This is a genomic window from Streptomyces sp. NPDC006197 (assembly GCF_040613865.1).
GTDB lineage: Bacteria > Actinomycetota > Actinomycetes > Streptomycetales > Streptomycetaceae > Streptomyces.
In genome coordinates this window covers 1-15248 of record NZ_JBEXSZ010000054.1, presented here as the reverse complement: position 1 = coordinate 15248, position 15248 = coordinate 1, and the positions used below count along the sequence as shown (strand labels likewise).

Sequence of the window (15248 nt, the reverse complement as noted above, 5' to 3'; positions counted from 1 at the left end):
TCGAATGAGACCGGTGAGGTGTTAGAGGGAATCCTAGGGGCCGAAGCGGCGTGTCATCGAGCGTATGCCCGTTTGATCTGGAGAATGTCCAGCCTTTTGAGTGGCTAGCCGTCCTGGGACTTGCCACCCGTCCGGGTGGAACCCGCCGAGGCACCCGCCTTGACCCCGTCCTTTCCGGCTGACGGCGTCTCGAAAGACTCCAACGCCTCCAGCACGTCCTGGACACGGGAGATCTCGGCATTGATGTCCTTGCGACGACGCGTCAGCACCTCCAGCTCGCGCTGCCCCTCCTGGACCGTCTTCTCCGCCTCGGCCTCGGCCTCCGCGCGGATCCGCTCGGCCTCCGCCTTCACGGCCTCGGCCTCGGCGATGATCGAGGCCTTCTTCTGCGCGGCCTCCTTGAGGAGCGCGTCCGCCTTGCGGACCGCGGCGATCCGGACCTTGCTCGCCTCCGAACTCGCCTCGGAGACCAGCTCCTTCGCCTTCTCCTCCGCCTCGGCGCGCTGCTCGGTCGCGGCCTTCACCAGCTTGTCGACGCGCTCGCCGGCCGTCTTCATCTGCTCGGCCGACTCGCGCCGCGCCCGCTCGTGCAGCTCCTCGATCTCGCCCTCGATCCGGCCCCGCAGCTCCTCGGCCCGCTCCCTTATGGCCGTCGCGTCGCTGCGCGCCCCGACCAGGAGCTCGTCCGCGTCCGTACGGGCCTTCTCCACCAGCGCGTTGCCCTCGACGGTCGCCTCGGCGACGATCCGCTCGGCCTCCTTGCGGGCCGCGCCGACCATCGTGTCCGCCTGCGACTCGGCCTCCGTGGTGGCGCGCAGCGCCTCCTCCTGGGCCTTGGCGATGAGCTGATCGGCCTGCTCGGCCGCGTCCGAACGCTTCCGGGCGCCGGCCTCCCGGGCCTCGTCGAGGGTCCGGTCCGCCTCCTCGCGGGCCTCCGCGCGCATCTGCTCGCCCGCGGCCGCGGCCTCGGCCTTGACCCGCTCGGACTCGGTACGGATCCGCTCGGCGTCCCGCAGGGCCTCCGCGATCGCCTCGGCGCCCTCGGCGCGCAGCCGCTCGGCCTCCTCCGAGGCCGCGGCGACGGTCCGGCCCGCCTCGGCGCGGGCGTCCGCGCCGACCGAATCGGCCAGCTCGGCCGCCTCGTTCACGATCCGCTCGGCCTCGGCCGTCGCCTCGCCGACGAGGGTGTCGGCCTGCGCGGCGGCGTCCGAACGGCGCTTGTCGGCGGCCTTGCGGGCCTCGTCCAGGATCTGCTCGGCGTCGGCCAGCGCGGCGTTGCGCAGGGCCTGCGCGTGCGCCTCGCCGTCGGCCTTGACCTGCTCGGCCTCGGCGCGGATGCGGGCGGCGTCCTGCTCGGTCGTCTCCATGAGCTCGACCGCCTCGGCGGTGAGCCGCTCGGCTTCGGCGGTGGCTTCGCCGATGAGGGTGTCGGCCTGTTCGGCGGCGTCGGAACGGCGCTTGTCGGCGGCCTTGCGGGCCTCGTCGAGGACCTGCTCCGCCTCGGCGCGGGCCTCCGCCCGCAGCGCCTCCGCCTGTGCCACGCCGTCGGCCTTGACCTGCTCGGCCTCGGCGCGGATGCGGGCGGCGTCCTGCTCGGTCGTCTCCATGAGCTCGACCGCCTCGGCGGTGAGCCGCTCGGCTTCGGCGGTGGCTTCGCCGATGAGGGTGTCGGCCTGTTCGGCGGCGTCGGAACGGCGCTTGTCGGCGGCCTTGCGGGCCTCGTCCAGGATCTGCTCGCCCTCGGCGCGTGCCTCCGCCCGCAGCGCCTCCGCCTGCGCTTCGCCGTCGGCCTTGACCTGCTCGGCCTCCGTGCGCAGCCGTTGGGCGTCGCGCTCGGTCGTCTCCCGCAGCTCGGCGGCCTCGGCCGCGATCCGCTCGGCCTCGGCGGTGGCTTCGCCGACGAGGGTGTCGGCCTGCGCGGCGGCGTCCGAACGGCGCTTGTCCGCGGCCTTGCGGGCCTCGTCCAGGACCTGCTCGCCCTCGGCGATCGCCGCGTCGCGCAGCGCCTCGGCGTGCGCTTCGCCGTCGATCTTGAGCTGCTCGGCCTCGGCGCGCAGCTCGGCGGCCTCGGCGGCGATCCGCTCCGCCTCCGCGCGCGCCTCGCCGACCGTCGTCTCGGCGCGCTCGGCGGCCTCCGAACGGATCCGGTTCGCGTCGTCCCGGGCGTCCGCGCGCGTACGGGCCGCGTCCTGCTCGGCAGAGGCGAGCGAGTCCGTCGCCTCGGTCCGCACCCGCTGCGCGTACTCGGCGGTGTCCGCCCGCAGCTTCTCCGCCTCGGCGAGCGCGTCCGTGACCGTTCGCTCCGCCAGCGCCTTCGCGGCCTCCGACTCCTCCTGGGCACGCGCCCGCGTGCGGACGGCGTCCTCGGACGCCCGCTCCCGCTCCTCGTACGCGTCGGCGCGGACTCGGTCCGCCTCCTCCTGCGCCTCGGTGCGCGTCCGCTCCGCCGCGTGCTCGGCGGCGCTGCGCAGCCCGGCGATCTCCTCCTCGGCCTGCTCGCGCAGACCGGCCACCGAGTCCCGCACCTCCTGGGCGGCTCGCGAGGCGGCGGTGACCATCTCGGTCGCCCGCGCGTCCGCCTCCTCGACCAGGCGCTGCGCCTCGGCCTGCGCCTCCTCGACCCGCTTGCGGGCGGCGGCCAGGAGCTCCTCGGACTGCTCGCGGGCGTGCTCGCGCTCCCGGCCGGCCTCGGAGCGGGCCGACTCGAGGGTCTCCTCGGCCTCCCGGCGACGCCGGTTGGCCTCGTCCCGCGCGGCGGCCAGGGCCTCGGCGGCCTCGGCGGCCACCCGCTCGGCGGCGGCGGCGGCCTCGGCCCGCACCCGGTCGGCGGTCTCCTGGGCCTCCGAGCGCAGCCGCTCGGCCTCCTCGGAAGCCTCCCTGCGCAGCCGTACGGCGGCGGACTCGGCCTCGGTACGGGTGGTGGACGCGTCCGACGCGGCCTCGGCGCGCAGCCGCTCGGCCTCCTGCTCGGCCTGCTCCCGGAGGGACCGGATCCGCTCGGCGGCCTCGGTCCGCAGCCGCTCCGTCTCCTCGGCGGCCTCGCGCCGGATCCGCTCGCCCTCGGCCCGCGCGTCGGTGAGCTCCTCGCCGGCGGCCGCGACCTTCGCCTCGGCGTCGGCGTGCAGCCGGGCCAGCTCCTCGGCGGCCTCCGCGCGGCGCGCCTCGGCGGCCCGCTCGGCGTCCGCGCGCAGCCCGGCGGCGGCCTCCTCGGCCGCGCCCTTGACCGACTCGGCCTGCTCCTCGGCCTCGGCGCGCAGCCGCTCGGCCTCGGCGCGGGTGCGCTCCAGGGTCTCCTCGGCCTGGGCGCGGAGCGTCTGGGCGCGCTCCATCGCCTCCGACTTGACCCGCTCGCTCTCGGCACCGGCCTTGGTGCGCAGCTCGTCGGCGTCCGTACGGGCCTTGGTGAGGAGCTCCTCGGCGGTCCTGGCCGCCTCCTCGATCTGCTGGAGGGCCTCGCGGCGGGCCTCGCCGCGGATCCGCTCGCCCTCGTCGATGGCCTCGGCGCGCAGCTGCTCGGCCTCGCCGCGCAGCCGGCGGGCCTCCTCCTGGAGCTCGACCGTCTTGGCGCGGTACTCCTTGGTGTCGTCCTTCGCCGAGCCGAGCAGTTCGTCGGCCTGCTCCCCGGCCTCGGCGCGCAGCCGGTCCGCCTCGGTCTCGGCCTCGCGGCGGACCCGCTCGGCCTCCTCGGCGGCCTTGCGGGTGGTCTCCCGGGCGTCTTCGGACGCCTTGGTGAGGATCTCCTCGGCGCTGCGGGCGGCCTTGGCGAGCGCGGCGGCGGAGTCCTCGGCGGCGGCCGCGAGGGCCTTCTCGGAGGCCTCCGTGAGGAGCTTCTCCGCCTCGGCGGTGGCCTCGCGGAGCTTCTCCTCGGCCTCCGCCTTGAGCGCCTCGGCCTCCTTGGTGGCCTCGCCGACGAGCCGGGCGATCTCCGTCTTGGCGGTGCGGGTGCGCTGCTCGTTGACCGACTCGGCGGAGGCGAGCTGCCGGGCGGCGGCCTCCTTGGCTTCGGTGAGGGCCTTCTCGGCCTCGATGCGGGCGAGCCGCAGCTTCTCCTCGGCCTCCTGCATGCGCTGTTCGGCGGCGCGGGAGAGCTCGGTGGCCTGCCGGCGGGCCTGGTCGGTCTCGACGGCGGTGGTCGAGCGGAGCTGCTCGGCGTGGCTGGTGGCCTCCTGCGCCTGGCTGGAGGCGGCGCTCAGGAGCCGCTCGGCGTCCTTGCGGGCACGCAGCAGAATCGCTTCGGCCTCGGCTCGGGCGGACTCCGCCTCGGCGCCGACGCGGCGGCTGGTCTCCTCGGCGAGCCGGGTGGCCTCGGCTCGGGCGGCGGCGAGCGACTGCTCGGCCTCCGCGCGGGACTCGTCGAGGAGGCGGCGGGCCTGGGACTCCGTGCGGGCGCGCAGCTGTTCGGCCCAGGCGACGTTCTCGTTGACGTGCGCCTCGACGGTCTGGCGGCGCTCGTTGAGCTCCTGGTCGAGCTGCTGGCGGCGCTGGACGGCCTCGTTGTGCAGCTCGGCCTGGAGCCGGGCCTGGTGCTCGGCGTGCTCCTGGAGGATGCGCTGGGTCTGGGCGCGGGCCTCGCGCAGCTCGCGCTCGGCGTCCTGACGGAGCTGCTCGGCCTGCGCCTGCGCGTTCCGCAGCAGCTGCTCGGCCTGGTAGCCGATGTCGGCGCTGTCGTACGCGGGCCGGGACGCGATGGTGCGGCGCGCCTCGTGGAGCTTGGCGCGCAAGACCTCGACCTGGTAGCCCAGGTCCTCGGCATGCTGGACGGCCTTCTCGCGTTCGGTCTTCAGCCGGTCCATCTCGGCTTCGAACCTGGCGAGATGGTCGTCTTCAGCTCGGTGGCTCTCCTGGCGTTCGTAGCCCCGCACTGCGCGGTCCCATCCGTCCCCTGGTCGCAACACTCCTACGAGCACGCCCTCACGGCCGAGGACGGACCCCCGGGGAATCGTGGCAGATCGGACGACCCCGACATCCCGACTTCGGTGTCGCACGGAGCGGCCCCGACCGGCCCCGGCCCGGAGCCGCCCACTCTACCGGGCCAGGAATCCGGTGGTCAGTGCTCCGCTGAGGAGTGGTCAGCGGACGGCTTCGCCGAGGTGACCAGTTCCGTGAGCACGCCGTGGCAGTCCTTGGGGTGGAGGAAGGTGATCCGGGAGCCCATGGAGCCGATCCGCGGCTCGTCGTAGAGGACCCGGACGCCCTTGCCCCGGATGGCCTCGGCGTCCCCGTCGACGTCGGCCGTGCCGAAGGCGATGTGGTGCACGCCCTCGCCGTTCTTGGCGAGCCACTTGCCCACCGCGGAGTCCTCCCGGGTGGGCTCCAGGAGCTGGAGGTAGGAGGCCCCGCCGTCGTCGGTGGAGTTGATCTTGAGCATGGCCTCGCGGACGCCCTGCTCCTCGTTGACTTCGGAGTGGAAGACCTCGAACCCGTACGTGGCACGGTAGAACTCGACGGTCTTGTCCAGGTCGAAGCAGGCGATCCCGATGTGGTCGATACGCGTCAGCATGGCTCCAGTGCACCGCCGAGGAGGTGGTTACGCAACGTGCGCGCCGTCACACCGGCTGCCCGGTGACCTGACGCGACGCCCCTCAGTACATTGGCGGTAAACCCTCGTTCACTCCTCATCCCAAGGGGCCGTGCCTCATGTCTGGAACGACCGGTACCACCTCAGTGATCGTCGCGGGCGCCCGCACGCCCATGGGTCGCCTGCTCGGCTCGCTCAAGTCCTTCTCGGGCGCCGACCTCGGCGGCTTCGCCATCAAGGCGGCCCTCGACCGGGCCGGCATCGGCGGCGACCAGGTGCAGTACGTGATCATGGGCCAGGTGCTCCAGGCGGGCGCCGGCCAGATCCCCGCCCGTCAGGCCGCCGTCAAGGCCGGCATCCCGATGAACGTCCCCGCGCTCACCATCAACAAGGTGTGCCTGTCGGGTCTCGACGCCATCGCGCTCGCCGACCAGCTGATCCGCGCCGGTGAGTTCGACGTCGTCGTCGCCGGCGGCCAGGAGTCCATGACGAACGCCCCGCACCTGCTGCCGAAGTCCCGCGAGGGCTTCAAGTACGGCGCCATCGAGATGCTCGACGCCATGGCGTACGACGGTCTCACCGACTCCTTCGAGGGCATCGCCATGGGCGAGTCCACGGAGAAGCACAACACCCGCCTGGGCATCCAGCGCCCCGAGCAGGACGAGATCGCCGCCCTCTCGCACCAGCGCGCCGCCGCCGCCCAGAAGAACGGCATCTTCGAGGCCGAGATCACCCCGGTCGAGATCCCGCAGCGCAAGGGCGAGCCGGTCGTCTTCTCCCAGGACGAGGGCATCCGCGCGGAGACCACCGCCGAGTCCCTCGGCAAGCTCCGTCCGGCCTTCGCCAAGGACGGCACCATCACCGCCGGCACCTCCTCGCAGATCTCCGACGGCGCCGCCGCGGTCGTCGTGATGAGCAAGGCCAAGGCCGAGGAGCTGGGCCTGGAGTGGATCGCCGAGATCGGCGCCCACGGCAACGTGGCCGGCCCGGACAACTCGCTCCAGTCGCAGCCGTCCAACGCGATCCTGCACGCCCTGAAGAAGGAGGGCCTGACCGTCGAGGACCTCGACCTGATCGAGATCAACGAGGCCTTCGCCGCGGTCGCCGTCCAGTCAATGAAGGACCTCGGCGTTACCCCCGAGAAGGTGAACGTCAACGGTGGCGCGATCGCCCTCGGCCACCCCATCGGCATGTCCGGCGCCCGTGTCGTGCTGCACCTCGCCCTGGAGCTCAAGCGGCGCGGCGGCGGCATCGGCGCGGCGGCCCTCTGCGGCGGCGGCGGCCAGGGCGACGCGCTGATCGTCCGCGTCCCCGGCAACGGCAAGTAAGAGCGGCATCCGACCGAGGAGCAGCGCAGATGGTGGACGTCCCCGAACTCGTCGCCCAGGCACGGGAGGGCCGACCGCGGGCCGTGGCCCGGCTGATCTCCCTGGTGGAGGGGGCGTCCCCGCAGCTGCGCGAGGTGATGGCGGCGCTCGCGCCGCTCACCGGCGGCGCGTACGTGGTGGGCCTGACCGGCTCGCCGGGCGTGGGCAAGTCCACGTCGACGTCCGCGCTGGTCTCCGCGTACCGCCGGGCCGGGAAGCGGGTCGGCGTGCTCGCCGTCGACCCGTCCTCGCCCTTCAGCGGGGGAGCGCTCCTCGGTGACCGGGTCCGGATGTCGGAGCACGCCTCCGACCCGGGCGTCTACATCCGCTCCATGGCGACCCGCGGCCACCTGGGCGGGCTCGCCTGGTCCGCCCCGCAGGCCATCCGCGTCCTGGACGCGGCCGGCTGCGAGGTGATCCTCGTGGAGACCGTCGGCGTCGGCCAGTCGGAGGTGGAGATCGCCTCCCAGGCCGACACCTCGGTGGTCCTGCTCGCGCCGGGCATGGGCGACGGGATCCAGGCCGCCAAGGCGGGCATCCTGGAGATCGGCGACGTGTACGTGGTGAACAAGGCCGACCGGGACGGCGCGGACGCCACCGCCCGCGAGCTCAACCACATGCTGGGGCTCGGCGAGGCGCGGGCGGCGGGCGACTGGCGGCCGCCGATCGTGAAGACGGTCGCGGCGCGCGGCGAGGGCGTCGACGAGGTCGTGGAGGCCCTGGAGAAGCACCGTGCCTGGATGGAGGAGCGCGGGGTCCTGGCGGAGCGCCGCCGGGCCCGTGCGGCGCGCGAGGTGGAGACCATCGCGGTCACGGCCCTGCGCGAGCGGATCGGCGACCTGCACGGCGACCGGCGCCTGGACGCCCTGGCGGAGCGGATCGTGGCGGGCGGCCTGGACCCGTACGCGGCCGCCGACGAGCTGGTCGCGAGCCTGACCGGAAACTGAGCTCCGGGGACGCTCCGGTACGTACGGAAGGGCCCCTCCGGGTGACCGGAGGGGCCCTTCCGTACTCTGTCAGGTCACGGCTTGCCGCGGCGGCCGCGGAGCTGCTCGGCGACCGGCTTCAGGGACTCGTGGAGGTCGCCGAGGGCCTCGCCGCTGAGCTGGTCGATGAAGTGCTTGCGCACCGACTCGACGTGGTGCGGGGCGACCTTGCGCATGGTCTCCATGCCGTCGTCGGTCAGGACGGCGTAGAGCCCGCGGCGGTCGGACTCGCAGTTCTCGCGGCGGACGAGACCGGCGTTCTCCATGCGGGTGATCTGGTGGGAGAGCCTGCTCTTCGACTGGAGGGTGGCGGCGGCGAGGTCGCTCATGCGCAGCCGCCGCTCCGCCGACTCAGAGAGGTTCACCAGGATCTCGTAGTCGTTCATCGTCAGGCCGAAGGGCTGGAGGTCCCGCTCCAGCTGGTACGTCAGCATTCTCTGGACGTCCAGGAAGGTGCGCCAGGCGCACTGCTCGCCGTCGGTGAGCCAGGGGGTGGCCGTCTCGGTGTCCATATATGGATTCTACCTAAGAAGTTGAATACTTGACGAAGTCTGGGAGTGTGACGCCGGGCACCACGCGTCGGGCGCCCCGAACCCGGCACGGCGCAGACGTTCGAGGACGTCACACTCCGCAGACTACCGGCTACAGGCCGAAGCGACGCTGGAGGTCGCCGAGCTGGCCGGGAAGGCGCGGTACCGAACCCAGCGGCCCCTGGCCGGAACCAGGCGCCCCGTGCCCGCCCGGAACGCCCGGCTGCGCCGGCGGCGCGCCGGTCGCCAGCTCCGGCATCAGCAGCTCCGTCGACTGGAGCAGCACCGTGCCCGCACCGACGAACTCGAACTGGTGCTCCTCGCCCGAGCTCCCGCCGATGCCCGTCAGCGCGCGGACGCCGCCCATCACGCCCGTCATGTAGCCGTGGTCGTAATGGTGGCAGGGCGAGGGGCAGTCCGCCCAGCCGACGAGCGCCTGCGGGTCCACCCGCATCGGCGGCTCCATGAAGACCACCGGGCCGTTCGACGCGGCCACGAACTTGCCCGTGCCGATCAGCGTCACGAACCCCGGCACGATCGACTGCTTCAGCGCCAGCGTCGGCTGGTAGGCCAGCAGGTTCCCCGAGCGGATCGTCAGGTTGCCGTCGTCCAGGTCGTACGAGTTCACGTCGAAGGCCCGGTCCGCGAGCAGCATCTTCCCGCTGCCCTCGGCCACCACCCAGTCGCTCGCGTGCAGCGGCGAGTGGAAGGACGTCCGCACCAGCCGGTCGAGCCGGCCCAGCCCGATGCCGTTGAACTCGATCCGCCCGTAGTAGGCGATCATCTTCCCCTTCTGCAGGAACCACTGGCTCCCCTTGAGCTCCACGCAGAAGGTGTACGGATTGACGTTGTCGTCCGACGGAAGGGTCGTCGGGTCGTGGATCACCGGGGTGCTCACAGCTTCTCCTCCGAGGCCTGGACGTACACCACGCCGTTGCCGCTCAGCTCCAGCTGGAACGCCTCGCCGGAGCCGCGCCCCACCATGTCGCGCCAGCCCAGCGCCGTGGAGAGCTTGTTCCGCACGTCGCCGCGGTGCGCCACGTACGCCTGCGGGTCCACGTGGACCGGGCGGGCCGGTGAGATCGGCAGCTCGATGACGCCGCCGTGCGCCATGACCGCCACCGAACCGTGCCCCTTCAGGGTCGTCGTGAACAGTCCCTGGCCGGTCACCTGGCCGCGGACCATGCCCATGACCCCGCCCTGCGAGCCCATGAACATCGTGCCCTGCTCCAGGGTCCCGTCGAAGGCGAGCAGCCGGTCGGCCTCCACGTACAGGGTGTCGCCCGCCAGCGCGATCACCTGGATGTGGTGGCCGCCGTGCCCGAACATCACCGTGCCGTTGCCCTCGACGGTCATCAGCGGGGTCGCCTCGCCGGCCACCCGGCGGCCGATCATCGACATCAGGCCGCCCTGGCCGCCCGCCATGTTCGGCGTGAAAGTGACGTCGCCGCGGTACGCGAGCATCGCGCCGCGCTGACTGAACATCCGCTGCCCGGGGACGACGGTCGCCTCGACCATCTTCGAGTTGATCTCGCGGAACGGCATCAGTCCTCCTCGTTCGCTTCTCCGCCCGCGCGGCGCAGAGGTGCGGTCATCGTCGTCGTCTGCGGCCCGGTGGCCGCGCGTGCGACGCTCACACGTCACCCCCGATCGTGTTCCGCTCGCTCGGCTGCACGTACACGAGGCCGTCGCCCTCGAAGCGGATCTGGAAGGCCTCGCCGCCGCCCTCGCCCATCAGGGTGCGGAAGGTCACCCCGGACTGGAAGTGCTGCTGGAGGTTGCCCTGGTGGGCGATGTACGCGCCGGGGTCCACCTGGAGCGGGTACTGCGGGGTCACCCGCAGCACCACCGCCGGGCCGTCCGACATGATCGCGGCCTGGCCGGTGCCCTCGACGGTCGTGGTGAAGAGACCGTTCCCGGTGGCGCCGCCGCGCAGGCCCGTGAAGGTGGTGCCGGTGCGCAGCCCCGCGTCGGTGCAGAGCAGATTGCTCGCCTCCACCCACAGCTTGTCGCCGTGCAGGGAGACCAGATTGATCTCGGAGGCCCGGTCGGCGAACCAGCAGGTCCCCTGACCGCGCACCTCCATCACCTCCATCTGCTCACCCGTGAGCCGGCGGGTCACCATGCCGCGCAGGCCCTCACCGCCACCGCTCATCTTCTTGAACGCCATCTGGCCGTCGTAGGCGACCATCGAGCCGTTCTTCGCCTTGACGGCGTCGCCGGTCATGGAGACGGCGAGCACTTTGCTGCCTTGGAGTCGGAACGTTGCCACCCCTGGAAGGTACTGGGCCCCCGGATAAAGAGACAGCAAAGTCGCCGTGCACAATGGACCGACGCTTGTGCGCCGATTCACAAGATCGCCCGCGAAACCCCGAAGGTGACCCCCGTGGACATCAAGACCGCCACCGCCCTGCACCGGCTGCGCCTCATCTCCGTGCCGGAGGCGCTGTCGTTTCCCGCGCTCCTGATCTTCGGCTCGCTCCTGAGCCGGATCTCGGACATCGACTTCCTGATGATGCCGCTCGGCGTCCTGCACGGCATCCTCTTCGTGATCTACGCGGTGCTGCTCCTCGATGTCTGGAGCAAGACGAAGTGGCCCTTCAAGCGGGTGGCCTTCTTCTTCGTGCTCGCGCTGCTGCCCTTCGGCGGTCTGTACGGCGACAAGGTCCTCAAGCGGTACGAGTCGGAGGCGATCATCGCCTCCCGTGCCCGTCGCGAAGGCGTGGTCAACGCATGATCGTCGCATTCTCGGTCACCCCGCTGGGTGTGGGGGAGGAGGTCGGTGAGTACGTCGCCGACGCCGTGCGGGTCGTCCGGGAGTCCGGGCTGCCCAACCGCACCGACGCCATGTTCACCTCGATCGAAGGCGAGTGGGACGAGGTCATGGACGTCGTCAAGCGCGCCGTCGCCGCCGTCGAGGCCCGTGCCCCGCGCGTCTCCGTGGTGATGAAGGCCGACATCCGTCCGGGCGTGATGGACGGCCTGACCTCGAAGGTCGAGACGGTGGAGCGCCACCTCGGCGCCTGACGCCCACCCGTACTCCGGAAGCCCCCGGTCCTGACGTCTCAGGGTCGGGGGCTTCTTCGCGTCCGCCGGTTGAGCGAGTGCTCAAAATCAGCTACCTTCCCTCCGGGGCAGTTTTGAGCGGTTGCTCAAAAAGCTGGACGAGCAGGGGGACGGCCATGGGTCTCTACATCGAGACGCGGGTGCGCGCGGACCTGGAGACGCTCTGGGAACGCACGCAGGAACCCGACCGGCACCAGCCCTGGGACCTGCGGTTCACGGAGATCGCGTACCTCCCGCGCGCCGAGGGCGAACCCCGGCGCTTCCGCTACGCGACGCGCGTCCTGCCCTTCCTGACCGTCGCCGGCACCGGTGTCTCCGCGGGGGAGCGCCACCGGGCCGGCGGCGACCGGGTCTCCGCCCTCCGCTTCGCCTCCCCGCACCCGCTCTCGCTCCTCGCCGAGGGCAGCGGCTACTGGCGTTACGTGCCCACGCCCGACGGCGTCCGCTTCCTCACCGGCTACGACTACCGGCCCCGCTGGGGCCGCCCCGGCCGGCTCGCCGACCGGCTCCTCTTCCGGCCCCTCATGGGCTGGGCCACCGCCTGGTCCTTCGACCGGCTGCGGCTCTGGTGCGAGCGGGGCATCACCCCCGAACGCTCCCGCGACCGCTGGCTCCTCGAACTCGCCGCCCGCGTCCTGCTCGTCGGCGCCCCGGCGCTCGCCGCCGCCCCGCCGCTCGGGTTCGCTCGGCTCGCCGCCGTTCCCCTCACCGTCCTCGGACTCGCCGCCGTCCTCGTACCGCCCTCCCCGCGCACCCCCGCCGCCCGCCGCTGTCTGCGCACCCCGCCCGCCCGCCACCGGGAGCCCCGGCTCCTCGCCACCCTGGAGGAGCCGTGACCTCGATCTTCCGCACCGCCATGGGCGACGCCGCGTTCGAGCGGCTCCACCCCGAGCTCCAGCGGCGCTTCTCGGTCGGGCTCGCGAGCGGCGAGCTGTGCGTCGGACGGGGGGTCATGGACCGCGTCTGGCACGGCCGGGCCTTCGTGAAGCCCTTCCTCGCGCTCGGCGGGCTGCGGAACATCCTGCTGCCCCGTACCGGCCGCGACGTCCCCTTCACCATCGAGAACGTGCCCTACGCCGACTCCTACGGACGGGAGACCGTCACCTTCGTCCGCACCTTCGCCCTGCCCGGCGGCCCCCGCCGCTTCGACGCCACCATGGTCCACAGCCCCGAGCGCGACTGCGTCCTCGACTACCTCGGCACCCACCAGCACCTCGCCAGCGACCTGCACCCCACCGCCGAACCCGACGGCTCGCTCCTCATCACCTCCGGCGAACACCGCTTCCGCGAGGGCCCCGTGGACGTGCGCGTCCCGGAGCTCCTGGCCGGCCGGGCCGAGGTGCGCGAATCCTTCGACGAGCGCACCGGCCGCTTCCGCATCGACGTCCGGGTCGTCAACCGCCACTTCGGCCCCCTCTTCGGCTACCACGGGTCCTTCACCGCCGCCTACGCCGACGTACGCTCCACCGGGGTGCGCGCGGGGCTGCGCCCGGTGCGCGAGGAGGTACGGGTGTGAGCGGGCGGACCGCGACGGGCGCGAAGGCGCAGGACGCCAGGAGCCGGGAGACCCGGGAGAAACTGCTCGACGGCGCCCTGCGCACCCTCGTCGAGCAGGGCATCGCCAAGGCCTCCGCACGCGCGATCGCGACCACCGCCGGGGTCAACCAGGCCCTGGTCTTCTACCACTTCGGCTCCGTCGACGAACTGCTCTCCGCCGCCTGCCGGCACGGCGCCGAGCAGCGGGTGGCCCGCCACCGGGAGCGGCTCCGCTCCGTCGGCAGCCTCTCCGAGCTGCTCGCCTTCGGACGCGAGATGCACGCCGAGGAGCGGGACGCGGGTCATGTCGCCGTCCTGGGACAGCTGCTCGCCGGCGCCCAGACCCACCCCCGGCTCGCCCCCGCCACCGCCGCCGGACTCGACCTGTGGATCGCCGAGATCGAGCAGGTCCTCGTCCGCGTCCTCGCCGGGACCCCGTTCGACGGGTTCACCGACCCCACCGGGCTCGCCCGCGCGGTCGCCGCCTCCTTCGTCGGCCTCGAACTCTACGAAGGGGTCGACCCGGCGGGCGCGGAGGCCGCACTCGCCGCGCTCGAACAGCTCGGCGCCCTGATGGCCGCGGTCGAGGAGCTGGGCCCGGTGGCGCGCAAGGCCGTCACGTACGCCCTGCGGCGCCGGCTGGAGCCCTGAGGCTCATCCCGCCTCCGGCTGCGACACCGCGATGCCCAGCGGGGTCCGCTCGTACAGCACCTGGTGGCCGTAGCGCCGCGAGGTCAGCAGCCCCGCGTCCCGCAGCACCGCCAGGTGCGACGAGACGGACGAGGGCGCCCGGCCCAGGAGATGGGCGAGCGCCGTGGTGCCCATCGGCTCGGCCAGGGCGCACAGGACGTCCGCCCGCACCGGGCCGAGCAGTCGGGCGAGCACCTCCGGGGTGCGGTCCCGGGGCTCCGACCACAGCCCGCCGATGCCGCGCGCCGGATAGACCACCGTCGGCTGCCACGGCGGGTCGAAACCGCTCACCACGTCCGGCCAGGTGAACACCGACGGCATCAGCACCAGCCCCTGCCCGTCCAGCGGACGGTCGTGCTCCCCGGGGTAGTCCACCCGGAGCGTGGCCGTCTCCGCCGCCCAGTCGAAGGCCGGGTGCAGCTCGCCCAGGAGCCGTTCGAGGCCGCCCTCCGCGAGCCGCCGCGAGTGGTACGCCACGTCCGCCTCCAGGAGCGCGCGCAGCCGGGGCCACTCGGGCGCGATCAGCGCCTCCCACGCGGCCCGGAGCAGCTCCGTGAGCCGCAGCAGCGCCCCGGCGGGATCGGCGAGCAGCCGCCGCCCCTCGGCCGTGTCCGCCGCGCCCGGCGTCTCCGCGAGCGCCCGCTCGAAGTCGTGCAGGGCCAGCGCCGGATCCGTCTCCCGTACGGCCGCGATCTCGTCCTCGAAGGCGGCGGCGGGGCCCAGCGGCGGCGGGTACAGGAAGTCCGGGCTGTGTCCGCGCAGCGGCATCAGCAGTTGCAGCGGCCCGAGGTCGAGCTCCCGCGCGGCGCCCGCGATCCGCCGCATCCACGGCAGGTGGTAGCCCTGCTTCGCGGGCCGCGCGAGCACCCGCACCGCGGAGTGCGTCTCCCAGAGCGGCGAGATCGCGAACCGGATCCGCAAGGGGTCGGCCTCGCCGAAACGCAGGTGGTACGGCACGGGCCCTCCGGAGGCTGGATCCGAACATTCGCCTGGAGCCGAAAGTCTAGGGCGCGGCCCCCACGCCCGGCAGGCTGCGCCCATGCCCGAGAACGACACCCGGACGCCACTCCCGGCGCCCGCGCCCACCCCCGCCCACCTCCCCCCAGGGCCCACCCCACAGCCCGGTCCCCCGCCTCCCACGGGGGCCACCGCCCCCGGCACCACCGAGCTCGGCGCCGCGCCTGCCGGTACCGCCGGGCTCGGCGCCGCGCCCGTCCCGGCCCCGGCCGCCGGCCTTGCGGCCGAGCCCGCGCGGGCCGCCGCACCCGGCACTGCCGCGTCCGTCCCGGCCCCGGCCCGGGCCGCCGGGTCCGGGCCCGCGTCCGTCCCGGCCCGGGTCGCCGGGTCCGAGCCTGTGTCCGCCCCGATCCGGGCCGCCGAGCCCGAGCCCGTGTCCGCCCCGTTCCGGGCCGCCGGGTCCGAGCCTGTGTCCGCCCCGCTCCGGGCCGCCGGGTCCGAGCCCGTGTCCGCCCCCGTCCGGGCCGCCGAGCCCGAGCCCGCGTCCGCCCCGGTCCCGGCCGCCGGGTCCGGGCCCGCGTCCGTCCCGGCCCGGGCA

Annotated in this window: 14 protein-coding genes and 1 pseudogene; 8 read left to right on the top strand and 7 right to left on the bottom strand. The window is 73.6% G+C overall.

Annotated features, from left to right (window positions below):
- Positions 1 to 104 precede the first annotated feature (104 nt).
- Positions 105 to 4862 (bottom strand): polarized growth protein Scy, encoded by a 4758-nt coding sequence (gene scy, locus ABZ318_RS18685; RefSeq protein ID WP_356903556.1) that lies wholly within the window; start codon positions 4860 to 4862, stop codon positions 105 to 107.
- A 185-nt stretch (positions 4863 to 5047) separates the two neighbouring features.
- Positions 5048 to 5500 (bottom strand): methylmalonyl-CoA epimerase, encoded by a 453-nt coding sequence (gene mce / locus ABZ318_RS18680; RefSeq protein ID WP_189799831.1) that lies wholly within the window; start codon positions 5498 to 5500, stop codon positions 5048 to 5050.
- 137 nt (positions 5501 to 5637) lie between these two features.
- On the opposite strand from mce, the gene ABZ318_RS18675 reads away from it, so the two are divergent.
- Both ABZ318_RS18675 and meaB read left to right on the top strand, forming a co-directional pair.
- A complete protein-coding gene (locus ABZ318_RS18675; protein ID WP_356903555.1) occupies positions 5638 to 6846 on the top strand; it encodes an acetyl-CoA C-acetyltransferase in 1209 nt (402 codons plus the stop codon).
- 29 nt (positions 6847 to 6875) lie between these two features.
- Positions 6876 to 7832, top strand: a complete 957-nt coding sequence (gene meaB / locus ABZ318_RS18670) for a methylmalonyl Co-A mutase-associated GTPase MeaB (RefSeq protein ID WP_356903554.1) — start codon at positions 6876 to 6878, stop codon at positions 7830 to 7832.
- Positions 7833 to 7906: 74 nt separating this feature from the next.
- Here the strand turns inward: meaB and ABZ318_RS18665 are convergent, their stop codons facing one another.
- From ABZ318_RS18665 to ABZ318_RS18650, 4 genes are all read right to left on the bottom strand, one after another.
- Positions 7907 to 8383 (bottom strand): MarR family transcriptional regulator, encoded by a 477-nt coding sequence (locus tag ABZ318_RS18665; protein ID WP_356903553.1) that lies wholly within the window; start codon positions 8381 to 8383, stop codon positions 7907 to 7909.
- A gap of 130 nt (positions 8384 to 8513) precedes the next feature.
- Complete coding sequence (locus ABZ318_RS18660) at positions 8514 to 9299, bottom strand: AIM24 family protein (protein WP_356903552.1); 786 nt, start codon at positions 9297 to 9299, stop codon at positions 8514 to 8516.
- Positions 9296 to 9946 carry an AIM24 family protein gene (locus ABZ318_RS18655; protein WP_356903551.1) on the bottom strand — a complete coding sequence of 217 codons (651 nt, stop codon included), beginning with the start codon at positions 9944 to 9946 and terminating at the stop codon, positions 9296 to 9298. Before ABZ318_RS18655 ends, ABZ318_RS18660 begins: the two co-directional genes overlap by 4 nt.
- Positions 9947 to 10034: 88 nt before the next feature.
- Positions 10035 to 10673 carry an AIM24 family protein gene (locus ABZ318_RS18650; RefSeq protein WP_041662875.1) on the bottom strand — a complete coding sequence of 213 codons (639 nt, stop codon included), beginning with the start codon at positions 10671 to 10673 and terminating at the stop codon, positions 10035 to 10037.
- Between the two features lie 114 nt (positions 10674 to 10787).
- Here ABZ318_RS18650 and ABZ318_RS18645 point away from each other — a divergent pair, with 114 nt between their 5' ends.
- The 5 genes from ABZ318_RS18645 to ABZ318_RS18625 all read left to right on the top strand — a co-directional run bounded on the left by ABZ318_RS18645 (position 10788) and on the right by ABZ318_RS18625 (position 13654).
- The gene (locus ABZ318_RS18645) at positions 10788 to 11138 is read left to right on the top strand and encodes a DUF3817 domain-containing protein (protein WP_356903550.1); all 351 of its coding nucleotides are present in this window, start codon (positions 10788 to 10790) and stop codon (positions 11136 to 11138) included.
- Positions 11135 to 11428 carry an MTH1187 family thiamine-binding protein gene (locus ABZ318_RS18640; RefSeq protein ID WP_356903549.1) on the top strand — a complete coding sequence of 98 codons (294 nt, stop codon included), beginning with the start codon at positions 11135 to 11137 and terminating at the stop codon, positions 11426 to 11428. The genes ABZ318_RS18645 and ABZ318_RS18640 overlap by 4 nt, the downstream gene beginning before the upstream one ends.
- Before the next feature lie 155 nt (positions 11429 to 11583).
- The gene (locus ABZ318_RS18635) at positions 11584 to 12303 is read left to right on the top strand and encodes a hypothetical protein (protein WP_356903548.1); all 720 of its coding nucleotides are present in this window, start codon (positions 11584 to 11586) and stop codon (positions 12301 to 12303) included.
- Positions 12300 to 12983 (top strand): DUF4166 domain-containing protein, encoded by a 684-nt coding sequence (locus ABZ318_RS18630; RefSeq protein ID WP_356903546.1) that lies wholly within the window; start codon positions 12300 to 12302, stop codon positions 12981 to 12983. Before ABZ318_RS18635 ends, ABZ318_RS18630 begins: the two co-directional genes overlap by 4 nt.
- Entirely contained in the window at positions 12980 to 13654 is a 675-nt protein-coding gene (locus ABZ318_RS18625; protein ID WP_356903545.1) for a TetR/AcrR family transcriptional regulator, read from the top strand. The genes ABZ318_RS18630 and ABZ318_RS18625 overlap by 4 nt, the downstream gene beginning before the upstream one ends.
- Positions 13655 to 13657: 3 nt before the next feature.
- Here the strand turns inward: ABZ318_RS18625 and ABZ318_RS18620 are convergent, their stop codons facing one another.
- Positions 13658 to 14650: a DUF5937 family protein gene (locus tag ABZ318_RS18620; RefSeq protein WP_356903544.1), complete on the bottom strand. Its 993-nt coding sequence runs from the start codon at positions 14648 to 14650 to the stop codon at positions 13658 to 13660.
- Positions 14651 to 14732: 82 nt separating this feature from the next.
- On the opposite strand from ABZ318_RS18620, the pseudogene ABZ318_RS18615 reads away from it, so the two are divergent.
- Positions 14733 to 15248 (top strand): annotated as a pseudogene (locus ABZ318_RS18615) (hypothetical protein); the annotation flags it as partial.